The organism is Chloroflexota bacterium (assembly GCA_016197225.1).
Taxonomy (GTDB): Bacteria; Chloroflexota; Anaerolineae; order Anaerolineales; family VGOW01; genus VGOW01.
Map to the genome: position 1 here is coordinate 1 of JACPWC010000039.1, position 18888 is coordinate 18888.

At 57.6% G+C, this 18888-nt stretch carries 17 protein-coding genes; 14 read left to right on the forward strand and 3 right to left on the reverse strand.

The features are described 5' to 3' along the window. Positions 1-120: 120 nt before the first annotated feature. Entirely contained in the window at positions 121-837 is a 717-nt protein-coding gene (locus tag HYZ49_07040) for a hypothetical protein (GenBank protein MBI3242030.1), read from the reverse strand. Between the two features lie 311 nt (positions 838-1148). Between HYZ49_07040 and HYZ49_07045 the strand changes: the two genes are divergently transcribed. From HYZ49_07045 to HYZ49_07085, 9 genes are all read left to right on the forward strand, one after another. Then, complete coding sequence (locus HYZ49_07045; GenBank protein MBI3242031.1) at positions 1149-1466, forward strand: antibiotic biosynthesis monooxygenase; 318 nt, start codon at positions 1149-1151, stop codon at positions 1464-1466. Further along, a complete protein-coding gene (locus HYZ49_07050) occupies positions 1448-2464 on the forward strand; it encodes a class I SAM-dependent methyltransferase (GenBank protein MBI3242032.1) in 1017 nt (338 codons plus the stop codon). Before HYZ49_07045 ends, HYZ49_07050 begins: the two co-directional genes overlap by 19 nt. A 110-nt stretch (positions 2465-2574) precedes the next feature. Continuing rightward, positions 2575-3036 (forward strand): GNAT family N-acetyltransferase, encoded by a 462-nt coding sequence (locus HYZ49_07055; GenBank protein ID MBI3242033.1) that lies wholly within the window; start codon positions 2575-2577, stop codon positions 3034-3036. Between the two features lie 42 nt (positions 3037-3078). Then, positions 3079-3468 (forward strand): DUF1801 domain-containing protein, encoded by a 390-nt coding sequence (locus tag HYZ49_07060; GenBank protein MBI3242034.1) that lies wholly within the window; start codon positions 3079-3081, stop codon positions 3466-3468. Between the two features lie 224 nt (positions 3469-3692). Beyond that, on the forward strand, positions 3693-5336 hold the full coding sequence (locus tag HYZ49_07065) for an ABC transporter substrate-binding protein (GenBank protein ID MBI3242035.1): 1644 nt from the start codon (positions 3693-3695) through the stop codon (positions 5334-5336). Positions 5337-5403: 67 nt separating this feature from the next. Continuing rightward, entirely contained in the window at positions 5404-6372 is a 969-nt protein-coding gene (locus HYZ49_07070) for an ABC transporter permease (GenBank protein MBI3242036.1), read from the forward strand. Between the two features lie 208 nt (positions 6373-6580). Further along, complete coding sequence (locus HYZ49_07075) at positions 6581-7510, forward strand: ABC transporter permease (GenBank protein MBI3242037.1); 930 nt, start codon at positions 6581-6583, stop codon at positions 7508-7510. Between the two features lie 68 nt (positions 7511-7578). Continuing rightward, positions 7579-8601, forward strand: coding sequence for an acetamidase/formamidase family protein (locus HYZ49_07080; GenBank protein MBI3242038.1), 1023 nt, complete (start codon positions 7579-7581; stop codon positions 8599-8601). 165 nt (positions 8602-8766) lie between these two features. After that, a complete protein-coding gene (locus HYZ49_07085) occupies positions 8767-9189 on the forward strand; it encodes a hypothetical protein (GenBank protein MBI3242039.1) in 423 nt (140 codons plus the stop codon). 328 nt (positions 9190-9517) lie between these two features. On the opposite strand, the gene HYZ49_07090 is transcribed toward HYZ49_07085, so the two are convergent. Then, positions 9518-10384, reverse strand: coding sequence for a lipoate--protein ligase family protein (locus HYZ49_07090; GenBank protein ID MBI3242040.1), 867 nt, complete (start codon positions 10382-10384; stop codon positions 9518-9520). 7 nt (positions 10385-10391) lie between these two features. Then, positions 10392-11441 (reverse strand): hypothetical protein, encoded by a 1050-nt coding sequence (locus tag HYZ49_07095; protein MBI3242041.1) that lies wholly within the window; start codon positions 11439-11441, stop codon positions 10392-10394. Positions 11442-11635: 194 nt separating this feature from the next. Here HYZ49_07095 and HYZ49_07100 point away from each other — a divergent pair, with 194 nt between their 5' ends. From HYZ49_07100 to HYZ49_07120, 5 genes are all read left to right on the forward strand, one after another. Beyond that, complete coding sequence (locus tag HYZ49_07100) at positions 11636-13642, forward strand: hypothetical protein (protein ID MBI3242042.1); 2007 nt, start codon at positions 11636-11638, stop codon at positions 13640-13642. A gap of 91 nt (positions 13643-13733) precedes the next feature. After that, positions 13734-15149 carry a glycoside hydrolase family 13 protein gene (locus tag HYZ49_07105; GenBank protein MBI3242043.1) on the forward strand — a complete coding sequence of 472 codons (1416 nt, stop codon included), beginning with the start codon at positions 13734-13736 and terminating at the stop codon, positions 15147-15149. Between the two features lie 165 nt (positions 15150-15314). After that, positions 15315-16562, forward strand: coding sequence for a glucose-1-phosphate adenylyltransferase (locus HYZ49_07110; protein MBI3242044.1), 1248 nt, complete (start codon positions 15315-15317; stop codon positions 16560-16562). 31 nt (positions 16563-16593) lie between these two features. Further along, positions 16594-18084, forward strand: a complete 1491-nt coding sequence (gene malQ, locus HYZ49_07115; protein MBI3242045.1) for a 4-alpha-glucanotransferase — start codon at positions 16594-16596, stop codon at positions 18082-18084. Between the two features lie 99 nt (positions 18085-18183). Further along, positions 18184-18816, forward strand: a complete 633-nt coding sequence (locus tag HYZ49_07120) for a hypothetical protein (GenBank protein ID MBI3242046.1) — start codon at positions 18184-18186, stop codon at positions 18814-18816. Positions 18817-18888 lie beyond the last annotated feature (72 nt).

Here is an 18888-nt window from a genome sequence, read left to right on the forward strand (position 1 = left end):
CCGTTCACTGAACACTTGTCGAAACGCCCCGATCACAGGCATAATGTCGTTGGGCAGAGTGAACATTTGGCTTCTCCTTCGTCGGAAAGCCAGCTTACTCTGCCCTTTCGTTCTTGTCCACTAAATGGATAAAGTCCAGTCAAAGCGAATGCCAAAATTGGGGTCGTCGAAGCCTAACTTAACACCCGGAAAAACTTTGGACGCGTAACGCAAATCTTCCGCCAGTCTTTCGGCTGACAAGGGCCTGTAGGGGGTGTCCCAATCAATGCAGAAATTGCAATTGTAGGGGCAACCCATGCTGGCCAGCATCGGGATAAAACTGCCCGGATAGGGCCGCCCCATGAAAAAGGCCGAAGCCCTGATTTCCGGCACACGCTCCTCAAGAGTCGGCGTGTCCTCGTAGGGTTGGCGGCTGGAGATGATACTCTTCGGTTTGAACTGATTGCCGATAATATTGGCGATCAATTCTTTGTCGCACTCCAAGACCACCAGGTCGAAGTATCGCAGGCAATCCTGAGAGTAAGCTTTAGCATGTGGCCCGCCGATGATTGTGCGTGTCCCCTCCGACTGAAAGAGCTTACTGAGGGCGTATGCCAGAGGCGCTCGCGGCGTGTGAGCGGAGATAAAAACAACGTCCAGATCGTTGGGGAGCCTGGCTTTCGGGTCACCGAAACCGTAGTAGGTCGTATAATGAACGCGATGACCCATCTGCCGACACCAGACCGAAATGGCCTGAGGTGTCAGGCTGGCATATTGTTTTCTAATCAGAAAACAATCTGCATAGTCCAGCGGAGTGTTGGCCCTGACGGTGAGGAGATCGAGAATCCCAATGTTCATGGCATTGCCCTCCTAAGGCTTTGAATTTGCTTGCAATCGGCAGTAGACTTATGCCGACGTTTGTTGAGGGGTCAGAACAATAGTGCTGGGATCAAAGCAACCGTGTCGTTATCCGCAGAATGTCGCGCGATCGTGGATTGTGATTCAGTTGTTCGGCGTAGAAGTGTGGTATTGAGCTGGCGTAAGAAAATCTAGAAAAAGTTTAGCACTAAAAACCGCCGAGTCAACAACCGATTTTGCGACTCAACACTAATTGTCCGTAACATCACAATTGGGACGATGGATTTGCAGATGGCTGAAGGAGGCGAATCATGTATATCTTCCAGGTCCACCACTACATCAAACCCGACCAAGTCGAAGTCTATAAAGCGGCCACCCTGGAAAATGCCCGCGAAACCATCAAAGAGCCGGGCATCCTTCGCTTCGACGTTTTCCAGGATCAGGCCGACCCGACGCACTTCAGCTTGTTTGAGGTGTACCGTGACATGGACGCGCGGCAGGCGCACCTGGAGACGGCGCACTTCTTGAAGTGGAAAGAAGTGGCGCTGGCCGCCTTTGCCAAACGCGGCCACGGCGACGAGTTCGTGGCGCTCTTCCCCGCCGAGTCCGAATGGCGCAAAGGCTCTTGACCCACTCTCTCGATTCTCTTCTCGCCGCCGCCCTCGCCGCCCGCGCCGATCTATTTGAGGCACGACGCGAAGCCGCCTTTCGCCTCTTCAATGGCTTTACCGAAGGTTGCCCCGATCTCGTCGTTGACCTGTACGCTCGCACGCTCGTCCTGCACAACTACGCCGACCTGCCGGAAGCCGCGCAAGAAACAATGCTGGCGGCGCAGAGCTACTTGCAAGTTCACCTGCCCTGGGTTCAAACCGTCGTCCTCAAAACGCGCAACGGCCATACGCCGGACGAACGTCGCGGGGTCATTATCGGCGGCGAAACCCCGGATCGAAAAATCCGCGACCCGAAGGGCGGAGTCTGGTATGCCGTTGATCTGCGCCTCAATCGTGACGCCAGCTTTTATCTCGACACGCGAAACTTGCGGCGCTGGACGTTCGATCATCTGGCCGACAAAACGGCGTTGAACACCTTCGCCTACACCGGAAGTTTAGGGGTGGCCGCCACTGCCGGGGGAGCGCGGCGCGTCGTCCATCTGGATCGCAGCCGCGCCTTCCTCAACGTGGCCAAAACCTCACACACCCTCAACGGCTTTCCCATTCACAAGCCCGATTTTATTGCCGGCGACTTTTGGGAACAGGTGAGCCGCCTCAAGCGCGCGCGCGAGACCTTTGATTGCGTCTTCCTCGACCCGCCATTTTTTGCTGAGAGCAACACTGGTAAAGTGGATTTGGTGAACCAGAGCCAGCGTCTCATCAACAAAGTGCGCCCGCTCGTCGCCAACGGCGGCTGGCTGGTCGCCATCAACAACGCCCTGTTTGTGAGCGGCGCAGATTACATGCAGACGCTGGAAGGCTTGTGCGCTGACGGCTATCTCTCGATTGAAACGCTGATTCCCGTCCCGCCCGACCTCACCGGCTACCCGGAAACGCAGGTGAGGCCGCCTCTGGTTGACCCGGCCCCGTTCAACCATTCGACCAAGATTGCGGTGTTGAGAGCGCATCGAAAGTAGAGACCTGTGACCTGGTTTTGCCAAAACAGGCTACAAATCATCATCACTCACTGAGGTATACTTCCTCTCTGCAAGGAGAGACGTTGAGGAAAGGGTGTCGAGATGCTCAAATGCTAATCACCATCTTGGAAGAGCGCCCTGATTCTTGGGATGCTGTGCAACTCATCACTGAACTTGACACGCATCTTAGTCGGCAATTGTATCCGCAAGAAAGTCGCCACGCTTTCAGCGTCGCTAAGCTTGTGCGTGAAGGAGTCGCATTCTTTGTAACACGGTATGAGGGAGAACCAGCCGGGTGCGGCGGCCTGAAACTGTTTGGCGCCGAGTATGGCGAAGTCAAGCGGATGTATGTGCGCCCTGCTTATCGCGGATTCGGATTGGGCAAGGCAATGCTCAACCGCTTGGCTGAGTACGCTCGGGGACGGCAGGTGAGTGTATTACGCCTGGAAACGGGGATTTATCAGACGGAAGCCATTGGACTATACGAACGTTTTGGTTTTCAGCGTCGGCCACCATTCGGAGAATACAAAGACGATCCGCTGAGTGTCTATTACGAGAAGTCTATCGTATGATAGCGGCTGGGCTTTGCAGGAATAGTTTGCCAAAGGAGAACGATGAGAACTGATCAAACAGCACCCAGGACTATGGATGAATATATCGCGGGCTTCCCAGATGATATTCAAGAGATTCTGGAAAAGATAAGAATAACGGTTAGAAAAGTGGCGCCGGACGCGGAAGAGACAATCAAGTATCAAATTCCGACCTTCACCCTGAAAGGCAATATTTTACTTAGTTTTGCGGCTTACAAAAAGCATATCGGGTTTTATCCTGCGCCAGCAGGAAATGAGAAATTCAGAAATGAGCTATCTGTTTATAGAGCCGGAAAGAGTTCGGTGAGATTTCCATTAGACAAACCAATTCCTTTCGCCCTGATAAGCAAAATTGTGAGGTTCAGGGTAAAGGAGAATTTGGGTAGAGCAGTGGCAAAACGGAAGAAGAAATAGAGAACATCTTCACCGCCAACTGAAACAACGCGCGGCGAACTTCGCCGCGCCACAAACGAAAGGAGGCCGCCGGGAGCAAACACGTTGTCATCTCACTTAATCCAACGTTCAAGTTTACCCCTCTTACATCCTCCCATCGCCGCCACAAGACGTATTGTTTTGGGTAGCATTTCAAACCGGCGATGGGGTGACAGCGGGGGGTGACCCAGGAGGAGAAAACACCGATGAGCAAGAAAGCTGTTCTCAGTCTATTCATCGTGATCACCACCGCCCTGGCGGCCTGCGGCGGCGGCCCAACACCTAGCGCCGCGCCCGCCGCCACCCAACCGGCAACGGGCGGCGGCCCTGAAAAGGGCGGCGAGATCATCATTGTCTACAAAGATGATCTCGCAACGCTCGACCCGGCCATCGGTTACGACTGGACGAACTGGCCGGCCATCAAGCTGGTGTTCGACGGCCTGCTCGACTACGACAGCGGCACGACCATCCAGCCGCGCATCGCCGAAGCCCTGCCCGAGGTGAGCGCCGACGGCCTGACCTACACCTTCAAACTCCGCCAGGGCGTCAAGTTTAGCAATGGCCGCGAACTTAATGCCGACGACATCGTTTATACGATGACTCGAGTCCTCGACCCGAAGACGGGCAGCCCCGGCGCGGGTTTCTTCGTGGGCATCAAGGGCGCGCAGGAGTTTATTGACGGCAGTGCAACTTCTGTCGAGGGCATCCAGGCGGTTGACCCGTCTACCGTCCAGTTCACCCTTACCGCGCCGGACGTGACTTTCCTCAACAAGATGGCCCTCAACTTCGCTTTCATCGTGCCGAAAGAAGAAGTGGAAAAGGCCGGAGAGAATTTCGGCCATGCGCCGGTGGGCACCGGGCCGTTTGTGTTGAAGGAATGGAAAGCCGGCCAGTTCCTTACCTTTGACCGCAACCCGAATTACTTTTTTGAAGGGCGGCCCTTCCTCGATAAAGTGACTATCGAAGTCGGCGTTGAACCCGACGTGGCCCTCCTTCGGTTGGAGAAGGGCGAAATCCAGTTGATGGGCGACCCGCCGCCCGGCGCGGACTGGACCCGAATCTCTGCCGATCCGGCCTGGACGGATCGGATCGAAGTTGAGGCGACGGTCAACACCACCTATATCGCCATCAACACGACGGTTGCCCCGTTCGATAACGTGAAAGTGCGGCAGGCCCTCAATTACGCCATTGACAAACAGCGTATCGTCCAATTGCTCAATGGCCGCGCTACGGTTGCCAATCAGGTTTTGCCACCGCTCATGCCGGGCTATGATGCCTCGTACACCGGCTACGACTACAACCCCGACAAGGCCAAGGCCTTGTTAACCGAGGCCGGTTTCGCAGACGGCTTTGAGACGAGCATTGAGTGCATCTCGGTGGACCCGCAACCCAAGCTGTGCGAGTCGTTCCAGCAAGACCTCGATAAAGTCGGCATCAAGCTCACCATCAACACCCTGGCCGCGCCGAACGTGATTGACGACGCCGGCAACGGCAAGACGCCGCTGGTGTGGTCGGGCGGCCTGGCCTGGACTCAGGACTACCCCGACCCCGACGATTTCTACAGCCCGATCCTGGGTTGCGACTCGAACGTGGCCGGCGGCTGGAACTGGTCGCGCTATTGCAACGAGACAGTTCACGCCAGGAGTAAGGAATTGCTGAGCATGACTGACCGCGAGGGACGCATGGCGGCTTACAAGGATTTGTTCAAGACGCTGATGGACGACGCGGTCTGGGTTCCGGTGATCAACGGCCAATACACCGTCGCTCACTCGGATAAACTCCACGGTCAGCCGACGCTGACTCACCCGGAGCATTTGTTCAGTTACGAAACGATGTGGTTGTCTAAATAGACCCTCACCCCCCGGCCCCCTCTCCTGAAATGGAAAGCGCATTTCAGGAGAGGGGGAGAGATGAGCAATGGCTGTTACCCAATCTGAGTCGGATCAAGTCAAATCTCCAGAAATTGTGACATTGGCGCAAGAAGGGCTGGCCCCGGCAGCGAGTGAGGCCGGCTACTTCGCCGTTATCTGGCGGCGCTTGCGACGCGACCGGGCGGCGATGTTGGGCGCAGTGTTGGTGATATTGATCGCCCTCGTCGGACTCCTCGCGCCGCTCCTCGCCCCGCACGATCCCACCGAACAATTTCGCGACGGGCTGACGCCGGGCGGCCAGCCCATGCCCAGCACTTTGCTCACGGAGGGGAGTACCCGCTACTTGTTCGGCACCGACTCGAACGGGCGCGACTTGCTCAGCCGAATCCTTTATGGCGCGCAAGTCAGCTTGCTGGTTGGCGTGTTGGCGAACACCCTAGCCGTCGCCCTCGGCCTGGGGATCGGCTCGGTCGCCGGATACTTCGGCGGCTGGATAGAAATCCTGCTCATGCGCTTCACCGACATCATGATGGCATTCCCGACTCTGTTGTTGGCGATGGCCCTGGTGGCGATCCTCAAACCGAGCCTGTGGATCATCATCGTCGTGATCGGGCTGGTGTACTGGACGTGGATCGCACGCGTGGTCTACGGGCAAGTGCTGGCCCTGCGCGACCGCGACTTTGTCACCGCCTCGCGCGCCCTCGGCTCCAGCCGCCGGGCCACCCTCTTTCGCCACATCCTGCCGCAACTCGTGCCCACCATCATCGTCTGGGGGACGCTGGGCATTGCCACCAACGTCATGCTCGAAGCCAGCCTGAGCTATCTTGGCATCGGGGTTCAGCCGCCGACTCCGAGTTGGGGCGGGATGATCCAGCAAGGCCAGTCGTACTACCGCACCGCGCCGTGGATGGTGATCTTCCCCGGCCTGGCCATCATGATCACCGTCTTCGCCTTCAACCTGCTGGGCGACGGCTTGCGCGACGCCCTCGACCCGACTCAACGAGGCCGCGCCTAACTTGGGATTTCGCGCGCCCTTCGCGGGCTGTGCCTGGTTTTGGAATTTGAGATTTTGGGCTCTTCTGGGTTTAACGGGATTTTTTAACGCAAAGCCGCAAAGTTGCCAGGGCGCAAAGAAAAACCCGTTTATTTCTTAGCGGCTTTGCGCCCTTGCGTCTTTGCGTTAAGGGTTTTCACACTCAATCTGGTAGAGCCACCTTTTGTTTATGTGGACTTTTCTCGCCCGCCGCATCGTTCAGACTCTGCCCGTCCTGCTCGGAGTTTCGATCATCACCTTTGTGCTGATCTACCTTCTGCCTGCTGACCCGGCGCGCATGTATGCCGGGCCGAGTGCGACTGTCGAGACGGTTGCGCGCATCCGTCACGAACTGGGACTCGATCAATCGCTGGTAGTGCAATACTGGACCTATATCACTCATGCTGTTCGCGGCGACCTCGGCTTCTCGTATCGCAAGCAGATCGCCGTCACCGAATTGATCCTCAGCCGCATGCCTTACACCCTGGCCCTCACCCTCGCCGGAATCTTCGTCGAGTTGCTGATCGGCCTGCCGGTGGGGATCGCCTCGGCGGTGGCTCGGGGGAAGTGGGCGGATCGGGCCGGGATGTTCATCGCCCTGGTCGGCATCTCCGCGCCGCCGTTCTGGTTGGGCTTGCTTCTGCTCTACTGGTTCGGCTTCCGCCTGCCCATTCTGCCGCTTGGCGGGGCCGACGAAGCCACCAGCATCGTGCTTCCCGCCCTCACCGCCGGGCTGGGCGGAGCGGCCTGGTACGCCCGCATGATGCGCTCCAGCACGCTCGACATCCTCTCGACCGATTACGTCCGCACCGCGCGAGCTAAGGGCCGCTCGCTGTTCGGCGTCGTCGTCCGCCACGTCTTGCCGAATGCCCTCAACCCCATCATCACCATGGCTGGCATGGACATCCCGTGGTTCATCGGCGGGGTCGTGCTAGTCGAGCGCGTCTTCAACTGGCCGGGGGTAGGGCGGATGGCGGTTGAAGCGATTGAGACGGTGGACGTGCCGTTGATTCTGGGGACGGTGATCTTCACAGCGGTGATGGTGGTGGCAAGCGGCATTCTCATTGATGTGGTTCAGGGCCTGGTTGACCCGCGTATCCGGCATAGCCGGCAAAGTTAGAGATTGGAGAATTAGAGAATTCTCCAATCTCTAATCTCCAATTCTCATCCTCTAAAAGGAGAACTCTCATGGCCAAACATCATCTCGACGACACCCAGCCTCATGCGTTCTGGGACAACTCGTATCCGCCGCGCGTCCGCATCAAGCCGGGCGACACGGTGGTGTTCGAGACGCTCGAAGCCTCGGCGAAGCAGGTCACGCCGCAATCCTCGCACGAGGCGGTCGCCCATCTCGACTTCGGCGTGATCCACCCCCTCACCGGGCCGGTGTACGTGGAAGGCGCGGAACCGGGCGACGGTCTTGGGGTGGAAGTGATCAGCATCAAACACAAAGGGTGGGGATGGAATTCGGTCATCCCCGGCTTTGGCCTCTTGCCCGACGATTTCCCCAATCCATATTTGCACCATTACAAACTCACGGGCAATCGCTGTATCTTCCGCGACGACATCATCATTCCCTACGAACCGTTTTGCGGGGTGATGGGCGTGGGGCCGAGGGAAGCGGGGCGGGTGAACACCATCCCGCCGCGCGAGAACGGCGGCAACATTGACATCCGTCACCTCACGCCCGGCTCGCGGGTGCTGTTCCCGGTGCTGACTCCGGGCGCGCTGTTCTCGTGCGCCGACTGCCACTCGGCCCAGGGCGACGGCGAAGTGAACGGAACCGGAATCGAGACGCCGATGACGGTGACTCTGCGCTTCCACCTGATGAAGGGCGCGAACATCCCCGAACTGCGCTTCATCACCCCGCCGGGCAAGAAGCTCACGGTGACGGACGAAGGCGGCTACTTCGTCGCCACCGCCCACGGCCCCGACCTGTTCAAGGACGCCCAGCAGGCGATCCGCTACATGATTGATCACCTGTCGTCGGAGCACAACATGACCCGCGAGCAGGCCTACTGCCTGTGCGGCGCGGCGGTGGACTTGAAGATCAGCGAGATCGTGGACGCGCCGAACTGGATCGTCTCGGCCTATTTGCCGTTGAGCATTTTTGTGAAGAAGGAAGCGAAGCCGGCGGCAAAGCCGAAAGCTAAAGCGAAGGTAAAGCCGAAGGCAAAGGCTAAAGCAAAGGCGAAGAGGGCGAAGAGGTAAATAAGGAACGGCTGGCGAATATTTTGGCGTTAGACCGCGTCGAGCGGTCTAATGCCAATCGGTGCTGGCCGGGCGGGACGCCTCTGACCCGGCGGCGCTATTGAAACCTTTACAACAAACATCGCCTGTAGGCCGAAACGCCAACATGAATGGAGCAAGTCTCTCGTGAAAGTGTTATATTTCCTCAATGACTTTGATCTAAGCCCAACATACAACTTGTGGACAGCCGATATGGCGCAAGTTCCAACACAGCCTGGCGCGTATGTTTTGCTGGCTGCTTCAGGAACCAAATTTCTGTATCCAAACGGCAGTTCACCAGTATTCTATGTTGGCCAAGCATCTAATCTCCAAAAGCGGCTGTTGACACATCGCAAATATTCGCTGGAAGCCAAGTCGGATAGAAAGTTGCCCCTATACTACCCAAGATATGAATACGCAGCAGTGTTTGGCTGTCGCTTCGCGCTTATCAGAACATGGCAAGGATTCTCCGCTAAGGCATTAGAAGAAGTTGTGCTCGCGCACTTTGCAAAACGTTTCCGAAGTTTTCCAATTGCTAATGGTGCGGGGTCGTGGAATCGAATTGTCTAGAGATACGTTGGTCGGGGTATATTTGCTCCCACAAGGAGACCCCATGGCAACCGTATCTTCCAGCATCACCATCAACCAACCCGTCGAAAAAGTGTTTGCCTACGCCATCGCCGTCGAGAATCACACGGCCTGGCAAACCGGCGTGCTTGAGGTGAAAGAAGGGGTGTCGCTCTAATCCGCTAACGACCCTGGTTCACACTTCACCTTTGTTCCTGCGGTGGAAGCTTCCCGGCAGTGGCCAGGCAATCGTTAGAAGAAGGTTGACGGGCGGATTAGAGCGTCCAACAATCCCTTACATTGCCCAACTTAACGGCCCAACCATCAACCACTACTGAACACCCCGATACTTCCTCTCCCTCAACTCCCTCGCCCTCTCCATCTCCCCCGCGCTCAACATCCCGCTCTCAAACTCCAACTTCAACGCCTCGCGGAAGCCGTGCTTCATTGCGTTAGCCGCCTGTTCCCACGAGACAACCACGCCTAAGGCCAGTTCAAGCGTAATGGCGCGGGCGCGCACCCGCTCTTTGGCTCTCTCGCGTTCGGCTTCGTTTGCAAAGGCCAGCGCATCGCAAATGCGAGTGATGTCGCCGGTGAGGGGCAGGGTGCCGTGTTGTAACACCACGCCCTGCTTGCGGGCCTGGGCGCTCCCGATCAACTTCTTGCCAATGATGGTGATCTCGTAGTTCGACGGCGTCTCAAAACAAACCGGGTTCTCGACTTTCTTCACCACAGAGAGCACGGAGTCCACAGAGTTTTTCTCCGTGCTCTCTGTGGTCTCTGTGGTGGAATAGACTGCATCGTTTCGGGCGATCAAGTCCATCAATTCCAACCCACGCACCAGTCCTGCGCTCAACCGCCGGTAGCTTTCCACGATGCCGCCCGCCACACGCGGGTCGGTCTGCGGGGTGATGACCGAGTAGGTCAACTCGTCGGTGTGCAAGATGGCTTTGCCGCCGGTCGGGCGGCGCACCAGGTCGTAGCCGCGCGCCACGAGTCGTTCGTGATCAACGTCGGCCAAAGGTTGAGCGTAGCCGAGCGAGAGGCACGGTGGCGTCCAGGCGAAGAAGCGCAGGGTAGGGGGCGACGTGCCCTCGGCCACGCCGAGCAGAATCGATTCGTCAATCGCCATATTCATCGGCCCGTCGGTCGGGTTGGTGTGAAGCAAGCGCCAGCGGGTTAGATCATATTCGCTCATGCTTTACTTACCTGCCGTCAAAGCCGGGGGTAGCATTCGAGTCTGGTGTTGGCGTGCCTGGCGTGGCGGGCCACAAGCGAATGGCGTATTGCCCGCTATTATCTCCCAGGACTCCGTCAGAGTTGCTGAAAGTGATGAGATAGGGTGTTGCTCCCAAAGAGAATGTGAAACGATAGAGGTGATCATCGCGATATGTCGGCGGCGGGGCCATTTCCAAGCCGTTGATACGAAATGAAGCAAGATAGTCTGATCTGATATAGCCATTGCCGAGATTAGTAAAAAGATAGAAGGCGTCGTTGTAATCTGTTCCCGCCGTTTGCCCGACGCCAGACACTTCGATGACTACCGAGTCGCCGTAACCTCTCGTCGTCATGACAGACAGAGTATTGAAGGGCAATGTCAAAGTCTCCGCTGGCGGGTCGGCGACAGGGATAAGGGTTGGCAACGGCATGGGAGTGAGAGAGTCCGGTGGGTTGAGCCTTGCCCATGCTTCAACCATTGTCAGGCCGACAAACTGCGCCAGCGGCGATAAGGCCTCCCGTTCGCGATCAATAGCCGCTCGCAATTCCGAGCCGGCAGGCGTATACATATGACCGAGAAACGTCTCCAACGCTTGCACCTGTTCGGCAGTGATCACCGCCTCACTGCCGCGCCCGTCCACTAATGCTTGCATGTTAGGTTGCCAAAGCACGATAGCGGCTTCGGCTTCCGCTAACAATTGTGAGTCTGCGTCTAGCAAAGCGTTGATCTCGCCGACGTGGGTGTAAAACATATCAATGTAGTGCCGCCCGCGAGGTGTTTTGCTGAGAAGTTCGTCGTGTACGCGCCAAAGCAACTGAGCGCTAACTGCGGCTTGCTTGACTTCAGAGACAGATGGCACCGGACTGCCGGGGAGCGCGGCGATTGCGATCCAGATTCCCAACATGATTGCGATCAAGAATACGCCAAAAGCTAAGAGTTCGATCCCGCCGCGAGCGATTCGGCCAAGCCAGATGATGAGGCGCAGGAGAGCAGATTGGCGGCGATCCTTTGAAGAAGAGTTGTTGGCCTGAGACATTGTTTCTCCCTGATCGAAAAGTTTCTTTAGGAGTTCTGTTCGTTCACATCGCTATAAAACTACTTCCTCAAGATTACGGCCTTTGCCAGATGCAGTGACAATTTGGTAATCCGATATTACGGCCTGGTAACAACAGGCCGTTCTCGAATTATAGCCGCGCTTGAAATCAATCGTTTCTCGCGTATAATGCCGCCATGCCTCTGTCGGTCGCGCTTCTCTTTCACTTCAACCAACATTTCAATGAATATGCCGCCCTCGCCAGCCGCGCCTGCTATCGCGGCCTGCTCAACGTCCTGCGCTCGCACCCGACTCTCAAGTTCAACATTCATATTTCGGGGACATTGATTGACGCTCTCAAATGGCTGGACTCGTCGCCGCTCGATCTGATTCGCGACGGTTTGGCCGCCGGCCAGTTTGAGTTGCTTGGTTCTACCTATGCCCAAAACATCCCCTACGCCAGCGACGATTGGGACAACGCCCAGCAGATCGCGCTTCACCGGGCGACGCTCAAAGACACGTTTGGCGTCGAACCGACGGCGTTCTGGAATGCGGAGCGATGCTGGCGGCAATCGCTCGTGCCTGTCATCGCCGACGGCGGCTATCGTTGCACGTTGGTTGAGGATCACATCCTTCGTGAGGCCGGGGCAACCGACTCGTTCGTCTTCACTACCCACGCCGAGTCCAAAGCGTTGACGGTCGTCACCGATGATGAAAGGCTCAAACACAAATTCAACCTCGGCGCCTGGTTCGGAAGGAACGATCAGGTTATTCGTTATTTGCGCGGGCTGGCGGCTAAACCCGAGTCGGCGACGATGTGCGCCGCTTACGCCGAAGACGCCGAAGCGATGGGCTTGTGGGGCTGGGAGGCCGGTCTGACTCCGAATCAAACCTGGGCGCACCTGGATCGCTTGTTGACCGCCCTCGAAGCCGAGCCTGAGGTGAAGCTGATCAAACTCTCCGAAGCGCCGCGACCCAAAGCCGACCTCACGCCGATCCCGGACGGCAGCGCGGCCTGGATGAATGCCTCACTGGCCAAAAAAGGCGCGCCTTACCACGAAGACGGCTATACCGACTGGCTCGACTTCAACCGCCGCTCGCCCAAGCTGGCCCACTTCCGCCAAACATACTCGATCATCCGGGCCAAACTTCTGGCGTTGAACGAGGTCACCCCGGCCTCGCAAGCCCTGCGCCGGGCGGCGTTATACGCCTTCTGCGCCCATCAATACGAGTTCGGTTGCATTGGCGTGGGCGGGCTGAACGATCGCGGCTGGGAGAACGCGCGCACGGCGGTGGCGGTGGCGCTGGCCGCCAAGCTGGCCGAAGCGCCTTCTGAGAATGTATTGATTGACGATTGCAACGGCGACGGCTCCGACGAGGTGCTGGTCTGCGACGGCAAACAGTTGATGATCACTTCGGCTTACGGTGGGCGGCTGTTGTACTGGTTCGACCTGACGACCGGCCAGCAATTTGTGGGCAATCAACTGCCAGTGATTCAAGCGGCTTACGAGGGCGATGGGCATTACCCGGTGGTGGAGCCGCGACGTAAGCCGTGGTTGCCCGACTCGTTTGCGCCGCAAGACTCAGCGGAGCAGATTGAAGAGACGCCGCCCACGCGGCTGGGCCGCTTCTTGCCGGATTGGGTCTGGGAGGGCGAACCGTTGCCCATGCAAGTGGCGGTTGCCCCGAAGCCAGAGGGCGAGTCCTTCATGCCGCTTTTCGGCCAGACTCGCGGCTTCTCGGATCACATCATCGTCGATTCGGGCAATCAGGAAGAGCCGCCTCACGAGTGGCTGGACTCGCGGCTGGAGAAGAACGGTGTCGCCTTTATTCGTTATCTGTCGGATGAGTTGACGATTGAGAAGTCACTGCGTTTTGCTCACGGCAAAGTGGCGGCGGCTTACACCGTGCGCAACCACGACACGCGCGAGCGAAGCGTGCGCCTGCGCGTGACGAACGAGCTTTGCCCGGATTATGCCGAAGTGATTCGCGGCGGGCGCGGCGCGCTGGCTTTCCTGGACGGCGAAGCGCCCGGCGTGACCAACACTCGCACCGGCGCGTCCATCGTCCTCAACTCGTCGCGGGCCTGGCAAAGCCTGGAGCGGCGCGAAGACTTTTGCGCGCTGACGATTGGCCTGACGTACGACTTCACACTCTCGCCGCGCTCCGAGCAGAAGTTTGAATTGAAGTTGGGCAGAAAATAATCTAACACGAAGTCACGAAGACGCGAAGACACTAAGCTGTTCTTGGTGTCTTTGTGCCCTGGTGGCTTTGTGGCAAATGTAGAGACGCCGGATGTCAGTTCCTGACTGGGTACAGGACGCAATCTTCTACCAGATTTTTCCGGACCGGTTTGCCAACGGCGACCCGGCGAACGATCCTTTCAACATTCAACCGTGGGGGACGCCGCCTCAACTGCGCGGCTTTCAGGGCGGCGACCTGGAAGGCGTGATCCAGAAGCTCGATTACCTGCACGACCTGGGCGTCAACGCTATTTACTTTAACCCCGTCTTTCAGGCGGCTTCGAATCACCGCTACGACACTTACGACTACTTTAAAATTGATCCCAAGTTGGGCGACCTGAGCACCTTCAAGCGCCTGCTCAAGCTGGCGCACGGGCTGGGCATCCGGGTGATACTTGACGGGGTGTTCAATCACTGCGGGCGGGGCTTCTTTGCCTTTCATGATGTTTTGGAAAACGAGGCCGCTTCGCCTTATTTGAAGTGGTTTCACATCAAAGGCTTTCCGCTCAATGCCTTTGGCGACGAGCCGCCGCCCAACTACGAGTGCTGGTGGCAGAACAAGAGCCTGCCCAAGTTCAACATCGGCGAGCCTCAGGTGCGGAAGTATCTGCTCGACGCGGCCCGCTACTGGATCGAGCAGGGAGCCGACGGCTGGCGGATGGACGTGCCGAACGAGATTGACGACGACGACTTCTGGGCCGAGTTCCGGTCGGTGGTAAAGTCCATCAACCCGCACGCTTACACCCTGGGCGAAATCTGGGACGTGAACCCGCGCTGGGTCGGGGAACGCAGTTTCGACGGCTTGATGAATTACCCGTTCCGCACGGCGGCCATTGATTTCTTTGGCCGGAACAGCCTTAGCGTTTCGCAGTTTAGCAACACGGTAGAGCATTTGCTTACGGTTTATCCCCGCGAACACATTTATGCCCAGTTCAACCCGCTTGGCTCACACGACACCGAGCGCACGCTGATGATGTGCGGCGGCGACCTGGCCCGGATGAAGCTGGCTCTGCTTTTTCAGTTAACTTACGTGGGCGCGCCCTCCATTTATTACGGCGACGAGATCGGGCTGACCGGCGGCAAGGACCCGGACTGCCGCCGGGCCTTCACCTGGGATGAGGCGTCCTGGAACGCCGACCTGCACGGCTTCGTGAAGTCACTGGTTGCCATTCGCAAAGCCCACCCGGCCCTGCGGCGCGGCGAGCACCGCCCGCTTTATCACCACGACCGCGACGGGCTGTACGCTTTTCTGCGCAAGCACGATCAACATGAACGCGATGCGCTGATCGTCGTCTTCAACAACTCGGATGGAACGGTGATTCGCAATATCCCGGCCACGCACTCCGGCTGGCCCAGCGGCGCCTGGGCGCGCGATTTGTTGAGCGGCAAGAAGTTCGTGGTCGAGAATCATTTTGTCACCAACCTCCGGCTTTCGCCGCGAACAGGGATGATCTTATCCACTCAGTAGAATTTGATAAATCGAGTTTTGGCCGATTTCTGTAGGGCGAATTGGCAATTCATCTTACAATTTCTGAATTTCTAAGGAAGCCGGCATACTTTAAGAGGGGCAGGTTGAAACGTCAAACGTCAAACGACAGAGATTGCCGTTTGATGCGCCGCGTTTCAATTGACTATGAAAACTCGGGCCATTATTCTGGCCGGCGGCGAAGGCTCGCGGCTGGGCGTGCTGACGCAAAAACGCAGTAAGCCTTCCGTGCCGTTTGCCGGCAAGTACCGCATCATTGATTTTGCGCTGAGTAATTGCGTCAACTCCGGGCTGTTCGACGTTATGATGATGACCCAATACCGCCCGCACTCGCTGGTGGAACACATCGGGGCCGGCCACCCCTGGGACCTCGACCGCGCCTTCACCGGCGGCATCCGCTTTTTTCAACCCTACAAGGCTCGCTGGGACGCCGACTGGTACAGCGGCACCGCCGACGCCGTGCAACAAAACTTCCTGTTCGTCAAAAACGGCAACCCCGACAACGTGCTGATCCTGTCGGGCGACCATATTTATCAGATGGACTACGATCCCTTGCTGGCGTTTCATAACAGCAAGCAGGCCGATCTGACCATTGCCACCCTGCGTGTTTCCCTGGAAGAGGCTTCCCGCTTTGGCGTTCTGGCCGCCGACGATGATTATCGGGTCAACGCCTTTGCGGAAAAACCCAAAGAGCCGCCGGGGACGCTGGCCTCGATGGGTATTTACGTCTTCAACTTGCGAGTGCTGGACAAGTATTTGCTTGAAGATTCCAAGCGCAAAGAGTCGTCGCACGACTTTGGCAAGGACATCATTCCGCGCATGCTCAAAGACGGCTTGCGGCTTTTTGCCTATCCCTACAGCGGCTACTGGGTGGACGTGGGGACGATTGAGTCCTACTGGCAGGCCCACATGGACTTGCTTCAGTTCCCGCCGAAGCTGGATTTGAATGACCGTTCGTGGATCATCCACACCCGATCCGAGGAGCGCCCGCCGGTGCTGATCCAGAAAGGCGCGCTCGTCCGCGACAGTTTGATCACCGACGGCTCGATCATCGCCGCCGGGGCGCGGGTGGAGCGCAGTGTGCTCTCGCCGGGCGTATACATTGGCCCGAAAGCCGTAGTGCGCGACTCCATCATTTTCACCGATTCGTACATTGAAGCCGGGGCCAGAGTTGAGCGGGCCATCATTGACAAGAGGGTGTCCATCGGCCACAACTGCCGCATCGGGCAGATCGATCCCAAAGCAACCGATCTTGGCATTACCACCATCGGCAAGAGCGCCCAGATTCCCAACGGAGTCAAGATCGGGCGGGGGGCCGTCATCGGCACCGATGTTGGCGCGTCTTACTTCACTCGCAAAGTGGTCGGCAAAGGCAAAGTGATCCAGCGGACGTAATCAAAATCTCAAATTCCAAATTCCAAATCGTATGTCTTTCCCTCGCGCTTCAGGCATTCTCTTACATCCCACCTCGTTCCCTGGCCGTTTTGGCATTGGCGATCTGGGGGCTGAGGCTTATCGCTGGGTTGATTTTCTGGCCGGGGCCGGGCAAAAGCTGTGGCAAATTTTGCCGCTCGGCCCAACCGGCTACGGCGATTCGCCCTACCAGTGCTTCTCGGCTTTCGCCGGCAATCCCTATCTCATGAGTCCGGAGAAGCTTGTCGAAGACGGCCTGCTGAGCGAAAGTGATCTCAAAGCGACGCCGAAGTTTCCGGCTCAGGCTGTAGACTTCGGCCCGGTGATCGAGTTCAAGCTCAAACTGCTCGAGACAGCTTATCAAAACTTCAGGGCTGGGGCGGGTCGGCAACTTCTTCCAGAGTTTGAGGCCTTCTGCCGGGCGCAGGCGAGTTGGCTCGACGATTTCGCCCTGTTCATGGCGCTGAAGGAATCGCAGAACGGCGCGGTTTGGAGCACATGGACGCCAGACTTAGTATCACGCCAGCCGCGCGCGCTGGCGGCGGCCCGTGAGTCGCTGGCCGAGGCTGTCGAGTCGCAACGCTTGCGCCAATTCCTCTTCTTCCGTCAATGGCTGGCCGTCAAGGCTTATGCCAACCGGGCCGGGATCAAAATCATCGGCGACATTCCGATCTTTGTGGCCTACGACAGCGCCGACGTGTGGGCGCACCCCGAACTGTTTTATCTCGACGAGGCGGGCAAGAGCACGGTGGTGGCCGGCGTGCCGCCGGACTATTTCAGCGCCACCGGCCAGTTGTGGGGCAACCCGCTATATCGTTGGGACGTGTCGAAGCAAACCAATTATGCCTGGTGGATCGAACGCTTCCGGGCAACGCTGACCTTTGTGGACATTGTGCGGCTCGATCACTTCCGGGGCTTTGAGGCCTATTGGGAGATTCCGGCGGGGATGCCGACGGCTGAAGTGGGGCGCTGGGTGAAAGGCCCCGGCGCTGATTTCTTCGTCACCCTCAAGAATGCTTTGGGCGACCTTCCCATCATTGCCGAAGACCTGGGCGTGGTGACGCCGGAGATGACGGCCCTGCGCGACCAGTTCGATTTGCCGGGCATGAAGGTCTTGCAGTTCGCCTTCTCAGCCGACGCAACCGACCTCTTCCTGCCGCACAACTATCCGCGCAACTGTGTGGTCTACAGCGGCACACACGACAACGACACCACTCGCGGCTGGTACGAAACTTCTTCTACCGAGGGTGAGCGCGACCTGGCCCGCCGTTACCTGGGCCGCGACGGCCAGGACATCGCCTGGGATTTCATCCGGCTGGCCTTCTTGTCGGTGGCCGACATGGCCGTAGCGCCCTTGCAGGACGTGTTGAATCTGGGAACCGAGGCTCGCATGAACCTGCCGGGCCGGCCGTCGGGCAACTGGGGCTGGCGCTTCCTGCCCGGCCAACTCACCGGGCAGATTCAAAATCGGCTGAAGGAACTGGCCGGGCTGTATTTGAGATAAAATAGGAAGAGCTAGCAGACCGCAACAAACAACAGCAATTTTGGCATTGAAGCCTTTTGATTCGCCACCAACTTAACTCACTGCTGCGTGGAGGTAAACATGAATCACTCGTCACACGCTTCCCTCAGTTCCCGATTTTATGCGCTTTTTGTTGTGACCTTGTTTCTGTTGCTGGCTTCTGCAAGCGGTATAGCTCTGTCCTCAGAGTCAACCATAACGCCCTTCGTTGAAACTCCACTAGATGATATAGAGACGCCAGAGACTCCCGTGATTGAAGCAACGCCTGGGCCTGAAGACGCTCTGCCTGTGGCAACTGCTATACCTATAGCAACAACACCCGCTCCTGAGCCATATTCCATTGCAGAAATAATGAGCCAATTGTCTACTGATTTTATTCCTAACGTCGGGCAAGCAGATGAGGGCATAAACTTTATGGCGCAGGATAACGGCCAGAGCGTCTTCTTCAAACCCGGAGAAGTGGAATTTGTTTTGAAGCAGGTAAGGACAACCTTGCTTCCAACTGAAGAACTGCCTCCAGGCTCAGAAGCCACACCGACTCCATTTTTTCCTGAAAACCAGGTGGCCGATAAACTGGCGTTCAGCTTCTCTGAGGTCGTTACTGCCACTATACAATTACAATTTGTGGATGCCGACCTCGGGGTTTGTCACCCCTCGGGCTATACTGATCGGGTCGGCCTCGGCAAGCTGATCGCCCCCGCCTCGGCAAGCTGATCGGCTCGGCCTCGGCAAGCTGATCCGCTGGCAGTGAGTCTCTCCTAGCTGCGGTATCCTCGCGGAAATTTA